Here is a 24,020-nt window from a genome sequence, read left to right as displayed (position 1 = left end):
CTATCGAATCTTTGCTAATTTCTGTATGAGTTCCCTTGTCAATCCATTACTTTTCGCAATGATTTTATAGAAATACACTCCATTTGCTATTTCATCACCATCGCGATCTCTGCCATTCCAGTACACTTGATAGTACGCATTTTCTGATTGAGGAGGCACGAGTATATCTTGAATGAGTCTTCCGCTGATGGTATATATCTTGATCTCCACTTCGTCAGCATAATTGGTCAGTAAAAACGTAAAATATGTTTCTGAGGCAAATGGATTGGGATAATTAAACACATTTCTTATCTCCCAAACAGAGTCAACTACAAAATATATTGGATTGCCTAAATCTACCTCATTGCCGGTCGAATCTTTAACTTGCAGCATAAGCTTATAGGCATCTTTTTTACCGCTTAATGCCGGTTTAAATGTTACGACTGCTTTTTCAGGTCCTGACTTGGTTTCAAATAGACTATCCGGATATTCTCCAAGTGTAATTCTTCGGTCATCCAGTGTGAGATTCACAAAAGAGGGATTTTGTATCGGCAGCGGACTGTTATCATAAATCGCTATTCTGATTGTAGGATGCGGCAGGATATAATCACCATCATAAATGCGCCGCCCATCAAATGTGATATCGAAGGTTGGTTTAGTCGTATCGCTCTGAACATAAAAAGAAAATGAATAATAATTATTGACGGTATAAATCTCCGGTATAGTTTGGTCGGGATCAATGGAAATAATTTCTGTATTACTACCTGCACGTCCCGCAGTCATGAGAGAATAATTAATGGTTGCAAATGAATCAGCAGGAACGACTGGGACTAATACTGTATCTTTTTGGCGAATGCCGCTATTCATCAACGTAAAGACTACTTTTACGCTATCGACGGGTTGCTCGCCTGCATTGAATATTTTTGATGATATTCCTAAGGATTTCCCTTCCAATAATGTATCGGCAGTTATCGAAACACATTGATAATTAATGGCAAGTTCCGGCGGAGATTTCAGTACCACCTCCCAATCTTTTAAAATTGGAGTTTCACCAGATGTATTTACCATAAATTTTCCCAGTAAACGCAACGAACGATATTTCTTTGCACTGAAAGAAGTCAGGTCTATCGTGCTGCTGGTATCGTTTTTCACAAGCGTGTCCAACGTGCCGGTAAGCGTTGTCCCAAGTACATACATTCCTAACGTACTGCCTGAAGGAGTGTTCTTTGTTATGTTCACCGTTGTCCATTGACTTGCAGGACCGAAAGAAGGACTGAGCACATAACCGTTAAACGATATATTCGTAATTGTAGTATCCAAAATTGCCCGTAATGAATCGGCGGCAGGGTGCCATGATTCGAGAGATTCTCCGATAGCAGATCCTTTTCGCCCGAACAAAGCCCACGCAGCCCTATATCCTTCCCCCGCCCGTATGTGATCTATATATCGGCTACCAAACTTTTTGATTGCGGTGCATGCTGATTCCGTTAAAAAACTTTGTGCTTCATCGATAACAACCATGGCAACAAGACTTCGATCTATCATCGCATTCAGGTAAGCTGCTAACGATGCAGCATTCATCGTGTCTGCATGGGTATCGAACGACTTTTGTTGAATAACATGAAAATCCATAGTATCAAGTTGTACAACTGTTATTCCTCGACTGAATGTCGTACCGATTAAATTATTGTCATTCACTTTCACAGCACCGTATCTAGAAGTATTCCATCCAGATGAAACAATTTCAATTGCATACGTTGAATCTATTAAGGATACACCCTTTGATGTATGTTCGGTATATTGGTAGGAATTCGCCGTCCATTCTGATGACGTAGATTGTGTCCAGCGAGTTAAAGAGTCAGATGAAGGAATAAAGGAACCGGAAGCGGTAGTTGAATTCCCGGAAGTTTTCCAGTAATATCGTTTTACTACTGTATCGATAGGCACAAAGGATGTTACTACCTGTCCTAGAGGAGCTGTATAGGAAGACGCAGTTAAGAACGACTCACTCGTATCAATCATAATTGTCACGGTATTTGCATCGCTTGTTTTTTTGACCGGATTAAGAAGAACAAATTTTTTCGACGGGCAATTCAACTCTGGAACAGGATATGCAATTCTATATACCGCCGTTTGTACTACAATAGAATATTCACAGAAATTATCGGAATAATTTGACTCCGAAACTGTATGAGCCGGGTTTAATTGTATGGCAAAGGTATGTTTTCCTGGCAAGTTCCTTACGATGTACGAAAGATGAATTGTGTCGGCATACAAGGGAATTGGCAAGGAAAGTATTGTATCGGAGTTCGTCGTGAGATATGTATGTGTAACTTTTACTTTGAATGTATCAGTAGGCACAGATCCTAAATTATGATACGGAATCGCCAGGGAAACTGCATCATTATCATCTGATGGAATGCCAGGTAAAGAAGAAATCAGACTGCTGGAAATAACCAGATTCGGTAACGCCGGAATCGGCAAGCGAACCGCAGGATCACCAATCAATGTATTAGTCAACATTAACTGCCTTCCCATCGAAGTATTCGTCCATCCATTTTGGCTCAGCGTAAGAAGTTTTCCTAAGAGATGATCTTTTCCAATAGTATGCGTAGAATCTGACATGACTTTTTCAAAGAAATGTTCCGGCAGTGAGGTAGCAATCGAAACAAATCCTAAGGATGAATTTCCGATATATCCAATCGCAGAGCCATTTGTACCAACCACAAATTGTTCACTAAAAGAACGAATATTAGGTTCAGCAAATTTTGCTGTAGAACATCCAAAATCAGAAATAAGCGGATAACGCCCGACATTATTTGCCAGATCCGTCACACTATTGATATCATTATCCCATGTTTCCGTTCCGCTATGTCCGATGTAAGTAATCATCACCGCACTGCTATCAATTGCATTTGAAATTTGTGTAACGGTGTACGGTCCAAAACTCGACACCGGATTAACGGTTTTATAAAAATCGATTGCAATCCCGCCAATCGGTCTCGGTTTGACGATATTGTCCATGATGGATTGATTAACGGTATGAAAGGTTGAATTTTCGCTGCTGCTTGAACCACCGGCAAAAAACAGATAACGTTTATTCCACACATCGAAGGATTGATGTACATACGTTTCGAGTCGTGTAAAGTACCGTTGAAATTCTTCCACCGTAGCAGCTGTCAATCGACCGACATACATTTGAGGAACATCTAAAGAATCATCCAACTTGGCAATCCATTGATCTGTCACCGGCATACCGTAAACCGGCACGATATTTCGAACGTAAGTTTCGGCAGGGACACCGATATAATTTTTAAAATCATAATTCGCTTCTCCTACCAAGAGCACATAGGAAGGCATCGGAGCATTCCAATTGGTCGTTGCTTTAAGAAATTCTCTCTCTGCTTCCGGCACTGGATAACCATATCCGAATTCATCATAAATATCTTTGATATTAATAATCGCGGTGAGGAGTCCATACGTCGACTGAATAAAGGATGCATAACTGACGGCGGTGTTGTAAAATATGGAATCGGTTATTAAAAGATAATCTGCGCGACGTAATGGATTACGCAAACCGGCGAAACTGTTTTTATATGCAAGAACGGGTGTAACACTATGATCTGTTGTTACAAGAACATAGCGGTCACCATTACAAACGCTATCGACAAAGGACAGTGTGTAGCTGCCTGTTCCGCTGATTGTACCGACTATTCGTTTTGCATGTATCCCTATTTTATAGACAACGAGATTATTTGAAGTTAATCCGGTAAGAATAACTTTTCGAACTGCCGTACTGCCCACATCTCTAAATCCGAACCAGAGACTATCGTTTGTAACTTTTAATGAACGAGGATATTCAACTTCAGCCCAATCAAACAGGACTGAGTTAGTTAAGGAAGTAGTAGGGTACGAAAAAAAATGCAGTGTGTTATTTCCTTCGTTCAGTTTTGAAATATCGACGGTCCGTCTCAGTACTTTTTGTTCGAATGGTCCAAGTGCCGTCGTATCCGGCAAGAGAGTTGAGTTAATCCCAATTTGTAAAAGATGTGCATTTGCCGCTGAACTGCCAGAGGCCGACCCGGCAATTTTCATATAAATACGGGGAGAAAACGCATTCGATTGCAGCTGAGTCGCAGTAAAAGTGGGATCCAACCTTCCACCAGCATAAATGTATCCCCATCCCCAAATATCTGCTGATGTCCAATAAGGATTTTGTTGCTCGAGTTCATCGCTGCCACAATAAGCATACACAGTGTTTTTTTCAATGTGAACAGTTTCAGTGTACCACTGAAGAGAATCGGTCGAAGAAATATTTGTATCATTTGTTGTGTATCTGACTCCCGTGGAATTCCCCCACACCAACCAATAATACGATGTGTCCGTATAGCGATTCATATATTCTGGATATTCTTCTTGCCCAGCGGTCACAGTACGATAGAGAGTATCGGGATTGTAATTTTTCAGTCCAACAAATTCGAGATAATCACCGGAGGAAAATATTCCATTCGTCTCGCTCTTGACTGTCATGGGCAGTTCGAGTCCTTTGTTGAACAGTTGAAATGTTGACGGATCGACGCTTGTCAATTCGGGCACGAGGCTCATTAACTGAGCATACGTCAACCGATAGACACCATCACAGGGAATCGTCATCTTTATCGTTTTTCCGTTGAGCGGTATCCATATTTTAGTTGAATCCACCCATGACAATGCTTCTGTTTCGGACGTTGCAGTTTCAGAGTTAGCGTCCAACTCCTGTAGGACAGACTGGAAGTATTTATCCTTTGAACTGGCGGAAGTTGCCGAAGCAGTAACACCACTGATGGCAATGTCAATCGTATCCACCGTTTGTATCGCTGAACCGTTTTGTATCAACGAAGCCACAGACAGTACAGCAAACCGTTTTCCGCGAAACCAACGATACCCGGTAAGGTTAACGAAAGAACTTCCTGTCTTTGGAATATGCTGGCGTATTTGTTCCAACGAGGATAAATATTGAATGTTTCTCCCTAAAAGAGCATGTGTGATATGACGCTGTAATTGCAGACGAATATTCGTTTTCGGAGCTACTGCATAATAAAAGGTGCGCGTCGCAACAGCCACAGTATCTGTTTCCGTAGGACGCAAAATAATTTGCAGGTTTATTCCATTGCCCTTGGACTGCAAATGAACACTGCCCCACAAAAAGTGATGTTGTTGAGCATATCCAACGAACATCCCTCCCTCTAGGAAACTGCATAAAAGGAACACCTTTAAAATGAGATAAGGGTTATTGCTTTTCATCTTCAATTGCGTATATAGAGCCCATTGTATATCGTTAATATATGAAGAGATTACCAATAATCGATAGAAGCACGAATTATTTGTTGTTGTTTTTATTCTTCAGCACATTTTTTTATCAACAGCGATGATTTCATCAACCATTTGATCGAGCTTAGGTTTTGTTATTGTACTGTTTATCCAAATATTGCAAACAGAGATTATTTTCAATTCTTATGAAAATCTTTTTAAAAAAAGACAAACTATTTTTCGTAAAGAGTTTTCTCATAGAGCTCAGTCATACGAGCGATAAAAACATCATAAGAATGATATTGCTCAAACCGTTTTCGAGCGCATTCCCCTTTCTGACGAATGATTTCCGGATGTTCCAAAAAATCTATGATAGCTTCTGAAAGTCGTGCCGGATTTTTTGGAGGAACACAAATGCCCGTTGTATTATCCGCTATAAATGAAGGTATACATCCCACACTCGTTGCAATGAACGGTTTCCCCACACTTGCGGCTTCAAGCAATACGTACGACCATGTTTCATGAATGGAAGAAAGAACGCAGAAATCCGCAATGTTATTCAATGCGGAAATATTTGATCGTGCAGATAATATTTTTACCATATGTTCCAGATGATACTTTCGTATCATGGAACGCACACGAGATTCATCTTCTCCTTCACCGACGATCAGGAATACGACACTCTTCCCTTTCCATGCTTCCCGAACAAGCTGTATCGCCCCCACAAGTGTCTGCCGGTCTTTTTGGCGATTGAGATGCCCGACACTGAGAACAATCGTATCGGTCAGAGCGATGCCATACGTACATTTTATCTCTGACATTGCCGAAGAGGAATATCGCTCAAGTTCCTGTATCCCGTATGGAATAATCCGGATGCTTCCGGGAGAACGGTGGAATTTTTCAATCAACATCCACGCGATGGTCTCGCATGGCGCAATCGTTATGATACCAAAAAAAGAGTACCGTGTATATGTAGCAAATTCATTATGACAGGTCGAGATGTGAAGAATGCCGGTTATCCGTGCGACAATTCTTCCGATTGCATCTGCATACCGTTTATGCGTATGAAGAATTTGAATTTGATGTGTCCGTATTGTACGAAGGAGTGTAAGGATTGATGAAAAAATACCATAATACTTTTTTTTGTAACTTGACTCTCGGCAGAGCGATAGGGGAACAAATATCACTGCTGCATCAAGACGTCGTTCTTCACCGCTTGGCGTTGCCGCAACAACAACGCCATGTCCGTGTTTCACCAACCCGTTCGCTAAATCGATGATGTGGCGTGTGACACCATTGAGCACAAAATCTTCGGCACAAAGCAGAATATTCATGATTTATGAATTCGGATTAATTGATTCAATATGTCATGCAAGGAATTTCGGTGCACAGTCCATGTAAATCGCTTTTTTACTACATGAACCATCGCATTGGCAATCTGAGGCCATTTATTCTTTGCATTGTAGAACAACGATAATTTTTCTGCAATTTGTGAAGAGGTTAATTCAGAAAGTGCTGTCTCTTCTGGAAACAAAGAAACAAATTCAGAGAGAATACCAACCTCAGGAAGTCCGATGACTGGTATTCCATACGCAATCGCTTCTAAAATTGCATAGCAAAATGTTTCATGCGTGGAAGCACAAACAAATACATCATGACTTCTGAGCAAGTCGGGTAATTTATTTGCTCCCACCCAACCACAAAAATGGACAATCCCTTCTGCATGATACTTCAAAACAATTTGTCTTAGTACAGGAATATCTGAACCGTCTCCGGCAATCGTTAATTGCGCTCGAATTTTGTTGACTTGAACAAATTGAATGAATCCCTCAATCAGTACCGATATTTGTTTTTCCACACCATCTAATCGTGCAACAGTAAGGATCCGAAATGGTTCTTCTTTGTTCTTCTGATTCGTTCGTGTCGCGTCATAAGGAATCGATATCCCGTGGCAAAGCATTTGAATCATTTTTGACGGAAATTCATACTGCAGTTCACGGACATGGTTCGGCGATAAACCTGCTATGATATCGGCATTGTTCAGCACATTGAAAAGTTCCAACGCAGCAGCGGATGAAAAATATTGTTGATAGAGACGATACCCTTCATGATTGATAACAAACGAAGGCGCCCTGAATCGCTTGGCAAGTTCAATGCCGAGATGCCCGACGGGATACGTACCATGAATCATAACCGCATCATAATGATTTGCTTTGTAGGTCTTCACGATTCTCTGAAGAACCTGCCATGTCATCAATCTTGGCAGCAGTTTCCATGAAAACCTTGCCGGCAGACCGAGGTAGTGGAAATGACGAACCGGAAAGGGATACACCGTTGTATTTTCCATAGCGCTGCACCATGCTGCTTTTGTCGATGCCCGTTCGCGTTTTGAATGTACGAGATTTCGCATGCGCGGCAGTAAATTCACTACAGAGGCAACATCGATTTCGGCAATAGCCGAAAGTTCCGTGAGACTTCCGATCATCCATGTGGAAGGAGAATATTCAGGAGCAAGCGGAAATCGATCAACAAGAACAAGTATTTTTCTACTACTTACATCTTTTACCATCATTTTTACATAATACTGGATATTATTATTCTTAAGTTGTTGAGAGAGATTGACGAATACTTTTCGAAAAGAAGGGGCCATGAGTATTGCTTGGCTATTGTTCTTCGAATAGCTTCAAAGGATTTATTGTTTGCTGCAATCATTATTTTTATTATTTCTAAATATTCTTAGGGAGTCGATGCAATTTCTAAGATGTTATCCGCCTTTAATGGAAGTAATCCTCTTATTGCATATTTTGTTCACGCCAATCTGTTGAAGATGGAAAAAACATTATTAGATACTGGATATGTGTCAATAATACCTAGTTTTCATAAATACAAGTAAGCATGAAGTCTTAACTTCCTGATATAAGATTAACAATATATCGCCATAGGAATTCGATCTGTTCCAATTGAGGATCTACAAAATCGCAAGGAACATTAATATTCATAGCACAAGCAGCGAATCGTTCTACATCTTGGGCAGGCAACATGACGCCATTATTCTTCTGAATTTGAACAGCGAGTTCACTTTCATTTGCTGCCTTGTTGATAATATCAGACATTGAATACAGCGCATCACCTAAAACAACAACTGGTTTCCGAAACAGAGTCGCTTCAAATCCGACAGTAGAATTGATAGTGACAACCATACTTGATTTTTTTATTATATCCACCGTACCGGCATTACTAAAATAGATTGTAGAATACTTTTCTTTTAAGTGTTGATAGTCTATTCTCCGATATTCCGAGGGATGTGGTTTAACGACAATTGGTATATCCAGGCCAGTTCTACAAACAGCATTTAGAACGGCATCGATGAGCCCTTCATTATTCATAATCCATTTTCCGTGAGATAGCACCTGCGAATCATCTGAGACTTGCATAGGAACAAATAGAAATTGCGACGGAAAATGATTATCCGAATGAGTGTTTGTGGGATCTGTCAGATGGTATTCAGGTTTAAATGAAAATATTTTTTCTTTTTTAGAAAAAATAATTCGATCAGCTATACGCGACAATAAATCTTTATACTGTTCTTCTTTCAGTAAATACAAAACTTTGTTTTTCCAAGAGACCGAATCCAATGGCTGTTGAAATTCCCATTTTTCAAGCACTCTATTTTGGTAATATTCCAATGAATAGTTATTCGGACATTGAATAAATTCTCGAAATTTATATTTCTGGGAATTTAATGTATTTACGCCCTCTGTATCGACTTGCAATGTTCGTGGATAGAGTCCTTTTTCTAGTAGGATAGTTTTTTTATTCATTTCTCGAGCAACAGAAACAGCAACGGCAGTGTTAAAGTTGATGCCACCCCATACGATGATCAAATCAATTTTAAACCGCGTGAACACCGATTTATAAAAGAAGGCTTTCTGTCTAGCATTTATTTGTAATATTTTTGTTCTTTTTATTCGCTTATTCGAGTCCTTGGTTTCGTATTGGATGAGAGACAATTCATATCCCAACATATCTTCCAAGGATGATGGAGTATAGCTTCCCTTTTGGGGATAGCATTGTGATGTTGTATACGGTTTGCCACTATTGAATAAACACACTCCTCCCGTATAATCAGGTTCGAAATAGTATACCGTATGTCCGTTCTTGTGTAAATAAGATTCCAACCCATTGAAAAGATGGAAATGGTTAGAAATAAGGCCGCAGATCGCAATATTCATGTTTTTTTAACTCACGATAACCAACGAGGTCTTCGAAAAGCATATTGACCAGCATGGAAAAAACCACCTACAAATTTTCCATATCCATATCTTTTTTGCACTTCAACAGACACTATTTTCCTCGAATGCCAATTTTTGGAAGAAACCCATAATCCACTTGCAATTCCTTTTATAACTGGCCACAAGCACCCTTCAACCAGACCAAACAATATATGACCAATAATAAATCGTCCTATTCTCCAAAATACTATTGGCAAAGGAAAATAAGTTAACAAAATCAAGATCATATTTCTATTTTTGAAAAATTGTTTTCGTAGATCATTTTTTTCATCCTGTTGTTTATGTCGATGGATTGAAGAATAAACATGATGCACGATTGAGTCAGGTGAAAAAAGAATATCGTATCCATTCTGAATTGTTCTAATCGAAAAATCAATTTCATGCTCATAGAGAAATAATATCTTATTAAACATACCTATCGAATGAAACAACTCCCTGCGGACAATTACTCCACATCCTACAAAGCTCGGGAATGTCACCCTGTCTTCGTATATCATTTCATCTCTGTTAAGCAGGTCATTGTACACATTTAATGCTAATACCGCACAATTTGGATGTTGTTCCATTGTTGGTACACATTTATGTAACGCATCCTTTTCTGGATAACTATCGTCATCCAAAAACAACAGATATTTTCCTTTTGCAATTATTGCTCCTTCATTCCATCCTGCTATGCCAATGTTTTTCTGTAACTCGAGCAAATGCACAGAAGGAAACTCTGACTTTACCATTTCGACAGAGCCATCTTGAGAATTATTGTCTACAACAATCACCTCTATATTTTTGTATTCCTGTTCAAATACTTTTTGGAGAGTGTTCCGCAAATCGTCTTTCCTGTTGTATGAAAGAATATTGACTGTAACAAGCGGCTGCATATTAAGATTGGGCAATGTTCTTAAAAGTTGTTAAGGCCTGCGCAACAACCTGATCCATATTGTAATAACGATAAGTTGCCAACCGTCCGACAAAATGCACTGTTTTCAATTTTTCAGCTTCAGCAGCATATAATTTATATAACTGTGCATTTTCATCATTTGGCACAGGGTAATATGGTTCGCCTGTTTCGCATGGATATTCCTTGGCAAGTGTCGTCTTGATATGCCGCTGCCCTGTAATATGCTTGAATTCTATACTACGGGTATAAGCGAAATCATTAGGGTAATTTATCTGCGCAACCGGTTGGACAAATTCTTGTTCGTGCGTTTCAAATTCGAATATCAAGGAACGATACGGCAAAGCGCCATGGGAATGATGAAAATACTCGTCAATCGGACCGGTGAAAATCAATCGGTTAAAAGTGCCCTGAGGTATATCTGTATATTCAGTATTCAATTCCAGCGAAATCGATGGATGGGCGATCATTTTTTTAAACATTTCGGTATATCCATTTTGGGGCATCATCTGGTACAGGTCGTCAAAATATCGGTCATTCGTATTTGTCCGGATCGGTAATCGACTGCACACGGATGGTGCAAGATGCGATGGTTCTACACCCCAATGCTTTTTTGTGTATCCTTTGTACAACAAATCAAACAAACGTCTTCCGACTTTCGATACAACTATTTCTTCCGAGTTCCGAATAAGCGGAATCGATTCTTTTTCCCGTTCATATAATTCCTGTACCTCAGTATCCGTCGATAATTTTAAATTCAAAAGAACGTTTACCGTTGTTCTATTGATCGGCATAGGAACGAGCATACCGTTTACTAACGCCAGAACCCTGTGTTCATACGAATGCCAAGAAGTAAATTGCGATAAATACTTAATAATATTTTTATCGTTCGTATGAAACAAATGAGGGCCATAATAATGAATGCGTATTCCATGTTCATCCACACCATCAAAGGCATTACCGGCTATATGGCTGCGTTTATCAATAAGGAGAATTTTTTTTCCAAGTTGAGTCGCGAGCCGCTCCGCAAGAACACAGCCAGCAAATCCGGCGCCAACGATGAGGTAGTCGTACTTCATATGATCAGCAAAGGGTTTTTCAATAGTATATCAAAATATATTCTTTTTTTTCAAATCAGTATAAATAAGATCTGCTGCAATCTTATGACCAGTTTTGTTGAGATGCCATATATCTAAAAATAAGCTCCGATGATCTGTTCTTGACATTTGCAATAATCCTGGTTTTAAATCGTAAACATTAATATCATGTAATAAACAATATTGATAAAAATTTTCTTGAATGTTGTCTATTCTCGCTAAATATTTTTCATACTCTAAATCTTGTTCGACTTGAATACTTAATGGTATTATTACGATAATAAATTTTGCATTTATCGTTGATGCAATTTTCTTCATTGTAAGTATTTGCGTGTGAAGCGTATCTAATTGTTGAGATTCCCATGCATTTAAATACCAATCTAAAAATTCAGAAAATGTTGCTTTATTCTTATCTTTATTATCACTGTGATGTAGATTGCGAACTAATTTAGAGATTGAATTTCTTGCCAAATCTAAGAATCTGCTATATTTAAAAATATATTGAAAGGATCGTACTCTTAGTAAATTACCATTTTCAATACCTTTAGAATCATTTTGTAAAACAAACCTATTAGTACCAGATGTATCCACAAAGTGTTCATACTTCAATATATCATTCCAACAAAAACCAAGGATAACTACATTAGGATTTGCCGTTATTCCCCTTCGGTGTAGCACTAATAATTCCTGATAATTACTATAAGATTCTACCGCCATATTTATTGTTCGTATTTTAGGGTTTTGTTCTTTCAATTTAAAATTCAATATATCGGTGAACCTCTCTTCTTTAGCAACTCCCCATCCCATAACGATACTATCACCTAACCAAAGTATCCTTACTTCAGAAGCATCTTTTTGTAAAGGAAACGGATCGTCTCGAAAACCGAGGTCATTAATTTTCACATCGCCAATTTCTATATTAGGAATATATTCAAAGGCAATAGCATCGTTCGGAACAGACCGTAATAAGCCTTTTGAAGGATGAGAAGTCGGAAGTAGAATTCTCGTTGCCGTTTCTGCTAAAAACAGTCCAATACAACAACCAAAGATTATTGAGAATATTTTTTTAATAATTAAACTATTGGACATTTAGGATCCATTGCTTCTCGTTTCTTTACTTTAAATTCCGATACCATCTCGTCATCAAGATACCATATACGGCGATAAAAGCTATACCTGATAATCTTAAACTGAAAGAAAAAAGGAATACGCAGAGCACCATAACCATAAGCCCAATGACCGTGATCCTTAGAATGTTAAATACTTCTTTCATGAAAGTCATTGGAACTTCAAGTGTGAGCGCCCTCCACGAACGCACTGCAACCATTGTCTCGGCAAAGATTGTTGTCAGAGCTGCTCCGGTCATTCCGTAGAGTGGAATGAGGAACAGGTTGAGAAGAAGATTCAGTCCAGCACTCCAGGCAACAATCGATAAGTATTTTTTTTCCTTGCCCAGCAAAAGGAGCGGTTGGGCAAATGTAACACTGAGGAAAACAGCTATTATATCTAGTGAGAGAAGGCGAAGCGGAAGTACCGCATCGTTATACGTCGAGCCATAAAGCATTGCAATTAATTCGGGTGCATAGATGCCTATAAAGATACCGGTAGGCAATCCGATGATAAACATTGTTAAAACAAACGTCCTCCATTCTTTTGCCGTTGTGTTTTTTAATGAAACGAGATACGGCAAATACGAAGCAAAAACAAGACTAGGAATTACTGAAGCGAGCGTAACGATCTTATAAGCACTGATATAGAGGCCCACTTCCCTGCTTGTTTTAAAAAATCCGAGCAGTACCGTGTCCATATTCAAATAGACCTGAACGCAAATTGAGGCCGCACCGACCGTGAGTGCTGCAATAAATATTGACCGTAACTGCTCCACCTTCACTTTGAGATGCAATGAACAATGCTGTCGGATTAGCCCGAACATCGGAAGGAATCCAGTTACTGTGGAAATACCGAAAGCAATAGGTACCCGTATCAAATCGCTTATCCCGTGTACTCCGATAAAAACAGTAATAAAATACATGCCGCTTTGTAGCAAGCGGCTAAATGCCACAACTTGCATTTGATTCCCACCGCGGAAAAAGAATTGGAACGCAAACGGTATTGTTAAAAGGGACAATCCTTGAAGCATCAATAATTGTTTCACAGAAGGAGAAAACGGAATCAGAAAGCAGACAACTAATAAAAAAAGAAATGCAAGAATGGAAGACCAGAATTTTAAAATGAAGATTGAGTTGATAATACGACTTGAATCAATGTCCTTCCGGACAATTTCACGTGCTCCGATAGTGTCGTACCCGGGATTTGCCAGAAATGTAAAATAGGTATACACAGCCAAAACGAATCCAATATCACCTAATCCGTCGACCCCCACTCTTCGAGCGATGAGAACAGTCGTGAGAAATCCTAATGCCTTCGAAATAATTTCGGAAGAAGATAAAAGAATAAAATTCTTTGCGGCACTTCGCATGTAGTCGGTGAATACAATTCGCTCTAGCGTTTATGTATTCGAGCTTGGAGAATACGCATAAGAAACAATGGATTTCCAATTAAATATCGTTTCCATAATCTCCTTGGTTCTTGTATAAATCGGAACAACCATTCAAATCCAATTTCACTCAGCCATTGTGGACATCGTTTTATTTTACCTGAGAGCGTATCAAGAAAGCCGCCACCCATCCAGATAATTTTTGCATTCAATTTGTCAAAGTTTTCTTTTGTCCATTCTTCTTGCTTGGGAACTCCCATGCCAAGCAGCAGGATATCCGGCTGGGTGGCATTGATCATATTGATCACAGAATTATTTTCTCGCTCGGAAAAATAGCCATGATGATATCCGGAGAGTTTTATAGTAGGATATAATTCTTTGAGTCGTTTTGCCGCGAGTTCTGCAACAGCCTGCGTACCGCCAAGCAAGAATATGTTCAAATTATGTGCAACGGCCGCACTGGCAAGGTCGTTGATGTAATATGATAAAGTAATTCGCTCTGGAATATGTTCTCCCAATAAATAAGCACCAAAACGAACTCCCTCTCCATCGCAATATCGAATGAGCGCATCCAATATGAACTGCTTGTACCAAGGCAAGTGATTTGCAATATCAATAGTATGCACATTGACATAACTGACCCAGCCGCGCTGGTGACTTTTCAATATCGCCAGGAAAGAAGCTGTCAGTTCCGCTTTAGTATAGCCATCAACAGACACTCCTAAAACGTTCACCGTTTTGACTTCGAGACCGGGGTTCTGTGTATCATTTTGTTTCACAGCTGATGGCGTTTTGATTTGATATTCACCCACAGATTGTCTCACACGCCTAATTTCGCTTTAAAATAATTGAGCGTTTTTCGCAAGCCGTCATCTCTATGCACTTCAGGTTTCCAGTGAAGAATTGTTTGCGCTTTCGTGATATCTGGCTGGCGTACTTTTGGATCATCTTGTGGAAGGCTTTTGAAAACTATTTTACTGCGGCTTCCGGCTAATTGGATAATTTCTTTTGCAAGGTTCAGTATCGTTACTTCTTCTGGATTCCCGATATTCATCGGTGCGTCATACTCAGACATCATTAATCGGAAAATACCTTCAATGAGATCTGAAACATAACAGACACTCCTTGTTTGACTGCCGTCTCCGAACACAGTGACATCTTCATTGTGAAGTGCCTGAGACATAAACGCCGGTATTGCTCTGCCGTCATTCATCCGCATTCGTTCGCCATACGTGTTAAAGATACGTATAATGCGCGTTTCTACTCCATGATATTTATGATATGCCATTGTCATAGCTTCTGCAAAGCGCTTGGCTTCGTCATAGACACCACGCGGACCGACAGGATTTACGTTGCCCCAGTAATTCTCTGTCTGAGGATGAATCAGCGGATCGCCATAGACTTCGGATGTCGAAGCAATAAAAAAGCGTGCGCCTTTTGCTTTTGCAAGACCAAGCGCCTTGTGTGTTCCCAATGAACCAACCTTGAGCGTTTGGATCGGCAGCTTGAGATAATCAATTGGACTTGCCGGAGATGCAAAGTGAAAAATGTAATCTATCTTTCCATCCACGAAAAGATAATTCGTTACATCATAGTTGATAAAACTGAATTTTTTATTTCCCATCAAATGAGCTATATTATTTATATCACCCGTAATAAGATTGTCGAGACAAACAACCTCGTGCCCTTCAGCAAGCAGACGGTCGCATAAATGCGAGCCAAGGAATCCTGCGCCGCCTGTGACTAATGATCGCTTCATTTGTTCTCCAAATACCACTGAATTGTTTTTCTAATACCTTCGCGCAGCGGGGTTTTGGCTGTCCAGCCAAGTGCGTTAATTTTCGAGACATTAAGTAATTTTCTCGGTGTGCCATCGGGTTTCGTTGCATCGAATTCAATGGAGCCGGTAAAACCAACTTCTTCTTTGATGACATGGGCAAGCTCGAGGATTGAAATATCTTTTCCCGTGCCTATATTCACAATTTCGCCGTCATCATAGTGATTCATTAAGAAAACAACCGCATCTGCAAGATCATCCACAAATAAAAATTCCCGTTTTGGGGAACCTGTTCCCCAAACAGTCACAGAAGCAGCTGATGCCTTCCTTGCATCCACAAATTTTCTTATAAGCGCCGGTAACACATGAGAACTCTGCAGTTCGAAGTTATCGTGAGGTCCGTAAAGATTGGTCGGCATGACAGAAATAAAATTCGTTCCATACTGCCTGTTATATGCCTGACACATTTTTATTCCAGCGATTTTTGCAATCGCATAGGGTTCGTTTGTGGGCTCTAACTTACCATCCAACAAATAATCTTCCTTCATCGGCTGTTGAGCATACTTCGGATAGATACACGAGCTCCCTAAAAAGCAAAGTTTTTTTACACCTTGCTGATATGCTGAATGTATAATATTGTTTTCTAACTGCAGATTTACATAGATGAAATCAGCCGGATACGTATTGTTTGCCTGTATGCCGCCTACTTTTGCTGCGGCAAGTATGACGTACTCAGGACGTTCTTGTTTAAACAAATCTTCCACCGCCGACTGGCGCGTTAAATCCAATTCTTCTATCGTATGAAGCAAGAAGTTGGAATATCCCTGCGCTTTGAGCGAACGCATAATAGCCGATCCGACTAAGCCTGTATGACCGGCAACATATATCTTCGCATTTATTTTCATCTTAATAACCTCTTCTTTTCACCTTTTCAAAATCTGCTTTTGCCATCATTTTTGCTAACTCACGGAATGTGGTCTTCGGAATCCATCCCAATTTTTCTTTTGCTTTTGCAGGATTTCCAATCAGTAATTCAACTTCCGTGGGACGATAGTATCGCGGATCCACTTCTACACATACGCGCCCGTCTTTTTTTAATAATCCTACTTCGTTTTCTTTTTCGCCTTTCCAGGTTAAATCCATTTCCAGTTCGTTGAATACCGCGTCAACGAATTCTTTAATCGTATGCGTCTCTCCCGTCGCAAGAATAAAATCATCCGGTTTTTCCTGTTGAAGCATACGCCACATCCCTTCGCAATATTCAGGTGCGTATCCCCAGTCACGCTTGGAATACAAATTTCCTACCGTGAGCTTATCTTGCAATCCTAATTTGATACGAGCTGCTGCAAGTGATATTTTTCTTGTAACAAATGTCTCCCCGCGTCTCGGTGATTCATGATTGAAGAGAATACCGTTACAGGCATATAATCCGTATGCTTCTCTATAATTAATAATAATCCAATACCCATACAATTTCGCAACACCATACGGACTGCGAGGATAAAAAGGAGTTGTTTCTGTCTGTGGAACTTCCTGCGCTTTACCAAATAATTCGCTTGTCGATGCCTGATAGAATTTCGTGCGAAGTCCTGTTTCTCGAATCGCATCCAAAAAGCGCAATGTACCTACCGCATCTACTTCAGCAGTATATTCGGGCATTTCAAATGATACTTTTACGTGGCTTTGTGCAGCAAGGTTATAAATTTCTACAGGCTCAATTTTTTCGAGAAGACGATTAAGATTACTCGTATCCGTAAGATCGCCATAATGGAGAAACATCGTTTTTCCCTGAATCTCGGGATTATTAAATAAATGGTCAATTCTTCCCGTGTTAAAAGAGCTGCTCCTTCGAATGATGCCGTGAACTTCATATCCTTTTTCAAGTAAGAGTTCCGAGAGATAAGAACCATCCTGGCCGGTTATTCCGGTGATTAAAGCTTTTTTAATCGTCATGTTTTTCTTTCGTTTGACTTCATTAAACACAAGCTAAAAAGTGTATTGTGTAAAATAATCTTTGCGACCTTCGTAGTAATAATTATAATAAAATTACAATGTCTTTCTTCTTATTTTTAATTGAATCGCTCCACTCAAAGTGTGTTCGGTGACAAACACCAAATATCCCCCTCCTCCTGCACCAGATAATTTCCAACCGTACGCAGAATTCTTATATCGTTCGATTGTTTTAAAAATATCATCATAGACCATGTTCGGGAACATCTTTATTTGTGCTTCAAATGATTTTTTAAAATATTTTCCAAATCCTTGTAAATCTTTTCTTAGTATCGAATCCCAACACTGTTCTGCTGCAGAGCTGAGAGCTTCTGCATTCTCTTTGCTAATTTGTGTGTTTTCTAGAACATCATAAAGATCATCCCGTGGACCAAGAGTAATTAGACTCAGGTGATTTTCGATCCATGATAAAATATCTTCGTCAAGAACTGAAGTAATTTTTGTCGGCCAAAATCCTCCATCATAATCGAGTTTATTGAAGCAAGGCATAACAATTCCAATTGCGTCCTGAGAGCCTGAAATGACTTTTGTTCCAGGCGGGTTTTCATAACTAAAGAGAATTTTTGCAAGCTTCTCTTTATTACCAGGTGGAACGTCAGTATGCCATAATTCGATTGCTTTTCTTCTCGTACTCGTTGCCATTCCGCTTCTCTCGTTAAACTCAATAGTTGGTTCAATCGAAATAGTGAGCACGGGACCAGCTGCAATTTTGCCGACATAAGGTTGGTCTAGCCATCCGCCAGCCAAATCAAGCCTAAACGGCATTGTTAACTCTTCTCTTAATGCTGTTGAGGACCGGATTGGTAAATTTTCGAATGGGAGCCGTTTTAAAACTAAATATTCAATTCCAAGCTTTTTGCTCAGTTCTTCTTTCGCCGGAGTGTTTCCCTCTTCATTCACCACAAAGATATCCGGCTTCACAATATCAATTTCCTTTATGAAATCCATAATGCCAGAGCCTGTATTGATTAAACATTCTTTTACACAGGCCAATGCATCAATCATATATTTTCGTTCATTTTGATTGTTGATCGGATAACGTCCCTTAAGATTGAAAACAGTTTCATCGGAACCTAAGCCAACATACACTTCACCATAGCTGGCTGATTCCTTGAAAAAAGCAACATGACCACTATGGAGCATGTCAAAGCATCCTGTTACAAAGACTTTTTTCTTATTGCTCATAACCGCCGATAAAAGACATATATAAGGATAGAATAAATGTTCTCATAAAGTTAGGATGATCGAGAGAATATCTAAAAATGTATTTTTCATCCACATTAAATATTCTTTGCTCAACGAAAATTTTTTTCAAAACGAATATTACTCCCGAGCATTATTTGCCTTCACTTGAGTTGCTATCCAAGGGTACGTCAACTTGACCCCATCTTCAAGATATACTTTTGGTTTCCATCCAAGCGAATAAACCCGTTCGTTGGAAAAATTCCGTGATTGAACACCAACCGGTCCAGGCACGTGTTTGATGTTGATTTTCTTTCCTGAAACTTTTGCGACTGTGTTAGCTAACTCGTCTACGGTGACGTACTGCGGGCATCCAATATTTACGGCACCCGTCAAATCAGAATGCATCAAGAGATAAATGCCGTCTACCATATCGCTCACGTAGGTGTAAGAACGAACTGCTGTGCCGTCTCCCCAAACTTCAATTGTACCGCCAGTTTCAACTTCCGCTACTTTGCGCGATATTGCAGCCGGAGCTTTTTCTCTGCCGCCCGTCCATGTTCCTTCAGGGCCATAACAATTTTGGAATCGAGCTATGCGTACTTGCATACCAAATCGGCGTTCATACGCCATCGCTATTCGTTCAGAGTAAAGTTTTTCCCATCCGTACTCGTTGTCTGGATGTGCTGGAATCGCCTCGGCCTCCTTCATTTCTGGCTCGCCCTGTTTCATATCGCGATAAACACAGACGGAAGATGAAAAGAAATATCGCGGGACTCCCATTCGTGCAGAGAGATCTGTCATATAGATATTGATAAGCGCACTATTGTGCATAATTTCAGTCTCTGCAGAATGAATAAAACCCATTCCCCCCATATCTGCGGCAAGTTGATATACTTCATCAAATGTACCGCCATTAACCGTTAACGCTTTGCGACAATTTTCTTCTATCCGAAGATCAAGTAAGAGAAATTCATCAGCCGCTTTCGGAGACCATTCATGTTTTTTAATATCGACACCGCGTACCCAGTATCCTTCGCTTTTAAGTTTTTTCACTAGATGACAAGCTATAAAACCACCAGCACCACATACTAAAGCTTTTTTCATATTGAACCTTGAATTATTAAATAGCGAATAGAAATTATAGTTTTCAATCGTCAGAATTCTGTATCAGCCTTCCGCATTCAAATTTAAACGTCAATGATTCTGATATCAATATTTTTACGTACTCCTTCATCCTTCATCATGAATCATTGCTCATTGCTATCTGTTATTCCGTTTTTCTCCCCATGCCAAAGTACGTAAATCCAGCTTCTTTTAACTCTTTCGGATCATAAATGTTTCTTCCGTCAAAAATAACCGGTGATTTCATGAGAGATTTTATGCGCTGGAAGTCGGGTCTTCGAAATTCATTCCACTCTGTAATGATGAGCAAAGCTTCTCCGCCTTTTAATGCGTCGTAACTGTTCTCAAAAAATTCCACACCTGTAGGATATAGTATTTTGGCTCTTGCAAGCGCAATGGGATCATGCGCACGCACACGCGCTCCCAACTTTAATAATGCGTTAATTACTTCAATGGATGGTGCCGCTCGCATATCGTCTGTTTGGGGTTTAAACGCCAATCCCCACAAAACAATAACTTTATTTTTTAATTGACCTTTATAATAATTCACAAGCTTTCGCACCAATGTCTTTTTTTGTCGTTCATTAACATCATCCACTGCTCTAAGAATCTTTAAATCACACGCGTTCTCCTGCGATGTTTTCACCAACGCTTTTACATCCTTCGGAAAACATGATCCACCATAACCAAGCCCGGCAAAGAGAAATTGATTGCCGATCCGCGGATCGCTACCAATACCTTTCCGTACCCAGTCTATATCTGCTCCCACTTCTTCGCATAAATTTGATAACTCATTCATAAACGAAATCTTTGTGGCAAGAAATGCATTTGCGGCGTATTTTGTCATTTCAGCACTACGTTCATTCATAATGAGAATTGGATTCCCCGTGCGCACAAAAGGAGCATACAAATCTTTGAGTATTGCAATGGCTTTTTTACTGCGAGTGCCGATAATGATTCGGTCTGGTTTCATTGAATCTTGTATCGCTGAACCTTCCTTTAAAAATTCCGGATTTGAGACAACTTCCACTTCATATTTGCTCTTTTTGCGTATAACTTGTTTAATCCTATCGACGGTCCCTACTGGCACCGTGCTTTTACTCACAATGACCTTATATTCATTAATTAATTCAGCAAGATTCTCGGAGACGGATAAAACACGAGAAAGATCCGCAGAGTCATCTTCCGATTGCGGCGTCGGCAGACAAAGAAATATCACTTTTGAGTTCTCCACTGCAACCTTCAGGTTCGTCGTGAAGACCAACCGCCCATCTTGAGAATTACGCCTTACTATTTCGTTCAATCCTGGTTCATAAATTGGGATAATGCCCTTCTTCAAGCTGTTTATTTTCTTTTCATCCACATCCATGCAGATAACATTGTTACCTGAATCAGCAAAACATGCTCCCTGTACAAGTCCGACATACCCTGTTCCGATTATTGAAATTTTCATTGCAAATCACCTCTTTTTATAGGGTTGATCTTTATTGGATCGTTCCCAATTCAATTATGTACAATGTAAGAATAAGAAATTAAGTAGAGAAAAGAAACGATAAAAAATGCAATAGCGAGACTGAAGATACAGAGCAAGTCTGTATTCCATTGATACCAAGGCAATAAATTATTTACGGGATTTGGGGAGTACTATAGATGTTCGTGTCTTACAACTAATTGTTGTAGCAATCAAGCGCACATAATCAGCTTTCAGCTACATATTGTCTTATCAATAAAGAGAACTGGAAATTATTGTGATTACAGTTGTTTAAAGATATAGCGAAGCAGAGAATCTACCAGAACGAAACGTGAATTGATTTTCTAATTCATCTGTTCTAAGATGTTTTGCTTAAGTTTATTATTTGCTCGGTGATAACACTTCAGAATGGCTGTCAAATATTCACGTCCGCTCACGTGCCTATACTGTAACATCCTTTTTTGGGGTTACCTAAAGAAAGATGCTAAAACTTCCCTAGTAAATATGGAGGGTAACTCACTTTTTGAGTCGATATATTCAAAATACGTATTAATCAATTTTCAAACTTCTTGTTCTCCCCTCTCCATCTTACGTCAACAATGGACTACACACCATACAATGTTTTTTTCAATCGGTTGCTGAACTTACCTGCAATGAATTTCTTGAACCTGTAAAATTCATCAAAGCTCTCAAATACTCATAGACTCGACATCGCATCTACTTCTCTCTTCAATATGCTCCATTTCCAAACAGCACTGTTGGAATTGTTGCGAAGAGTATTTCTATGTCAAATAACAACGATTGATTTTCTATATAATATAGATCGAGCCATATCATTTCCCGAAATCCTACATTACTCCTGCCTGAAATTTGCCACAATCCTGTGATTCCAGGTTTCATTCTTTCACGATCTCGGATAGAATGCCAATACTCTTTAGATTCCTTTAATTTTCGAAGATCTCCTATTGGCAATGGACGGGGACCCACAATACTCATCTCTCCCTTAAATACATTAATAAGTTGCGGTAATTCATCAATGCTATATCGCCGGATGAATTTCCCAACCCGGGTATTGCGTGGATCATCCTTAATTTTAAAAAGTGCGCCATCCGTCTCATTCAGATCAAACAGTGATTCTTTCATTTCATCGGCATCTTTTACCATACTGCGGAATTTGTGGAAATTAAATGTCTTTCCACCTTTTATTGCAGCGCGTTTTTGGATAAAGAATATCGGACGTCCTGACTCGATCCAAATGGCTAATGCAGTAAGAATAAGAATTGGGCTTACGATAATCAGCACTCCACTGGCAACAACAAGATCAAATATTCGCTTCATGATTCGTTTTAGTACATCAACTCGAGTTCTCGGTGGTGCATACAACGTAATTCCCGCAATATCATTGATATGCGAGTGCCGAAGAAGATAATCGGAATTTTCGGATAATACTTTCAATTTAACGTTCTTTTTTTTGCAAATATCAAATACTGAAGCATAACCGTTTGTGATTACGTCAGTCGAAGGGACAAATGTTCTATCAATATTATGTTCTGTAATAACTCGTTCAAGCTCAGTAAGGGAATATCGCGGAACGAGGACTCCATGAATTTCCATGGGTACAAGAGAGTGATGCTTCTGATTGGTAATAATTCCTTTAAGAGCATATCCCAATTCAGGAAAATTCTTGAAACGTCTGATAATTGCCATTCCACCATTATCATATCCGGCGATGAGGACATTATGCACTCCATATCCATATTGCTGCATCGTACGTATAAAACCATTAAAGATGAACCGGCCGAGAAGGAATAAAAATGGAAAAATGAGAAAGAATAAAAGCGTAAATTTGCGGGGGAATACAGTTGTTTCGAAAATATAGAGAATTGCTAATGAAAAGAAAACTGCAAACAAATATGCCTTCGCTGCTATGAAATACAGAAGAATGGAATTACTATGTAATGTCGCTCGATAGATACCAAGAATTAATGCAAGCAATATAAAAACAGACCCAAAAAGAATACTATGCTGAAAAAAAACATTAAAAGGAAGAATAGGTAAATTGCTAATAAAACTTCGGATGAAATAAGCTACGAATCCAGAAAGGACAATCGCAACGATATCAGTAACAATTGCAGTAATAATTAATATTGACCGCCAATTTCTCCGTATCATGCTAAACGCCTCCAGCCCTTTTCCCCCACTATGATGCTAATCGAAAAGCAAATTTAACCATAATATTTAAACTCTCCATAATTCATAGGTATCATCATTATGGCTTTTAGCAGTCTCTATTATTTAAAACTTAAATCTTTGTATATCTGGCAAGAGATTAAGGCGAACAATATACATTTTGAATTTGATAAAAAACTTCTTGAAAAGCAATGTATCAAGGTCTTTTCTTTAGATTAA

The 24,020-nt window shown here is 39.3% G+C and carries 16 protein-coding genes; all 16 read right to left on the bottom strand.

All coding sequences use genetic code 11. From position 1 onward, the window contains the following. The 16 genes from NTX44_07055 to NTX44_06980 all read right to left on the bottom strand — a co-directional run bounded on the left by NTX44_07055 (position 1) and on the right by NTX44_06980 (position 23,783). Complete coding sequence (locus NTX44_07055) at positions 1–5,196, bottom strand: C25 family cysteine peptidase (GenBank protein MCX6121364.1); 5,196 nt, start codon at positions 5,194–5,196, stop codon at positions 1–3. A gap of 305 nt (positions 5,197–5,501) precedes the next feature. Then, positions 5,502–6,602: a glycosyltransferase family 4 protein gene (locus tag NTX44_07050; GenBank protein MCX6121363.1), complete on the bottom strand. Its 1,101-nt coding sequence runs from the start codon at positions 6,600–6,602 to the stop codon at positions 5,502–5,504. Then, positions 6,599–7,918, bottom strand: coding sequence for a glycosyltransferase (locus NTX44_07045; GenBank protein ID MCX6121362.1), 1,320 nt, complete (start codon positions 7,916–7,918; stop codon positions 6,599–6,601). The genes NTX44_07050 and NTX44_07045 overlap by 4 nt, the downstream gene beginning before the upstream one ends. Before the next feature lie 253 nt (positions 7,919–8,171). Then, positions 8,172–9,500 (bottom strand): hypothetical protein, encoded by a 1,329-nt coding sequence (locus NTX44_07040; GenBank protein MCX6121361.1) that lies wholly within the window; start codon positions 9,498–9,500, stop codon positions 8,172–8,174. 11 nt (positions 9,501–9,511) lie between these two features. Beyond that, on the bottom strand, positions 9,512–10,435 hold the full coding sequence (locus NTX44_07035) for a glycosyltransferase family 2 protein (GenBank protein MCX6121360.1): 924 nt from the start codon (positions 10,433–10,435) through the stop codon (positions 9,512–9,514). Between the two features lies 1 nt (position 10,436). Next, positions 10,437–11,531, bottom strand: a complete 1,095-nt coding sequence (gene glf / locus NTX44_07030; GenBank protein MCX6121359.1) for a UDP-galactopyranose mutase — start codon at positions 11,529–11,531, stop codon at positions 10,437–10,439. A gap of 30 nt (positions 11,532–11,561) precedes the next feature. Continuing rightward, positions 11,562–12,638: an SGNH/GDSL hydrolase family protein gene (locus tag NTX44_07025; protein ID MCX6121358.1), complete on the bottom strand. Its 1,077-nt coding sequence runs from the start codon at positions 12,636–12,638 to the stop codon at positions 11,562–11,564. Positions 12,639–12,663: 25 nt separating this feature from the next. Then, positions 12,664–14,028 (bottom strand): flippase, encoded by a 1,365-nt coding sequence (locus NTX44_07020; GenBank protein ID MCX6121357.1) that lies wholly within the window; start codon positions 14,026–14,028, stop codon positions 12,664–12,666. Between the two features lie 23 nt (positions 14,029–14,051). Next, on the bottom strand, positions 14,052–14,870 hold the full coding sequence (locus NTX44_07015) for a WecB/TagA/CpsF family glycosyltransferase (GenBank protein MCX6121356.1): 819 nt from the start codon (positions 14,868–14,870) through the stop codon (positions 14,052–14,054). Beyond that, positions 14,867–15,805: an SDR family oxidoreductase gene (locus tag NTX44_07010; GenBank protein ID MCX6121355.1), complete on the bottom strand. Its 939-nt coding sequence runs from the start codon at positions 15,803–15,805 to the stop codon at positions 14,867–14,869. The genes NTX44_07015 and NTX44_07010 overlap by 4 nt, the downstream gene beginning before the upstream one ends. After that, positions 15,802–16,728: a GDP-L-fucose synthase gene (locus NTX44_07005; GenBank protein MCX6121354.1), complete on the bottom strand. Its 927-nt coding sequence runs from the start codon at positions 16,726–16,728 to the stop codon at positions 15,802–15,804. The genes NTX44_07010 and NTX44_07005 overlap by 4 nt, the downstream gene beginning before the upstream one ends. 1 nt (position 16,729) lies before the next feature. Further along, positions 16,730–17,776, bottom strand: a complete 1,047-nt coding sequence (gene gmd, locus NTX44_07000) for a GDP-mannose 4,6-dehydratase (GenBank protein ID MCX6121353.1) — start codon at positions 17,774–17,776, stop codon at positions 16,730–16,732. A 93-nt stretch (positions 17,777–17,869) separates the two neighbouring features. Next, positions 17,870–19,018, bottom strand: a complete 1,149-nt coding sequence (locus NTX44_06995; GenBank protein ID MCX6121352.1) for an adenylyltransferase/cytidyltransferase family protein — start codon at positions 19,016–19,018, stop codon at positions 17,870–17,872. Between the two features lie 138 nt (positions 19,019–19,156). Beyond that, complete coding sequence (locus tag NTX44_06990) at positions 19,157–20,122, bottom strand: NAD-dependent epimerase/dehydratase family protein (protein ID MCX6121351.1); 966 nt, start codon at positions 20,120–20,122, stop codon at positions 19,157–19,159. A gap of 163 nt (positions 20,123–20,285) precedes the next feature. Continuing rightward, positions 20,286–21,593, bottom strand: coding sequence for a UDP-glucose/GDP-mannose dehydrogenase family protein (locus NTX44_06985; GenBank protein ID MCX6121350.1), 1,308 nt, complete (start codon positions 21,591–21,593; stop codon positions 20,286–20,288). Between the two features lie 747 nt (positions 21,594–22,340). Continuing rightward, positions 22,341–23,783 carry a sugar transferase gene (locus NTX44_06980; GenBank protein ID MCX6121349.1) on the bottom strand — a complete coding sequence of 481 codons (1,443 nt, stop codon included), beginning with the start codon at positions 23,781–23,783 and terminating at the stop codon, positions 22,341–22,343. Positions 23,784–24,020: the final 237 nt, after the last annotated feature.

Source organism: Ignavibacteriales bacterium (genome assembly GCA_026390575.1).
GTDB lineage: Bacteria > Bacteroidota > Ignavibacteria > UBA10030 > UBA10030 > Fen-1298.
The sequence above is the reverse complement of the archived record's forward strand: the minus strand, read 5'-3'. Positions and strand labels throughout refer to the sequence as shown.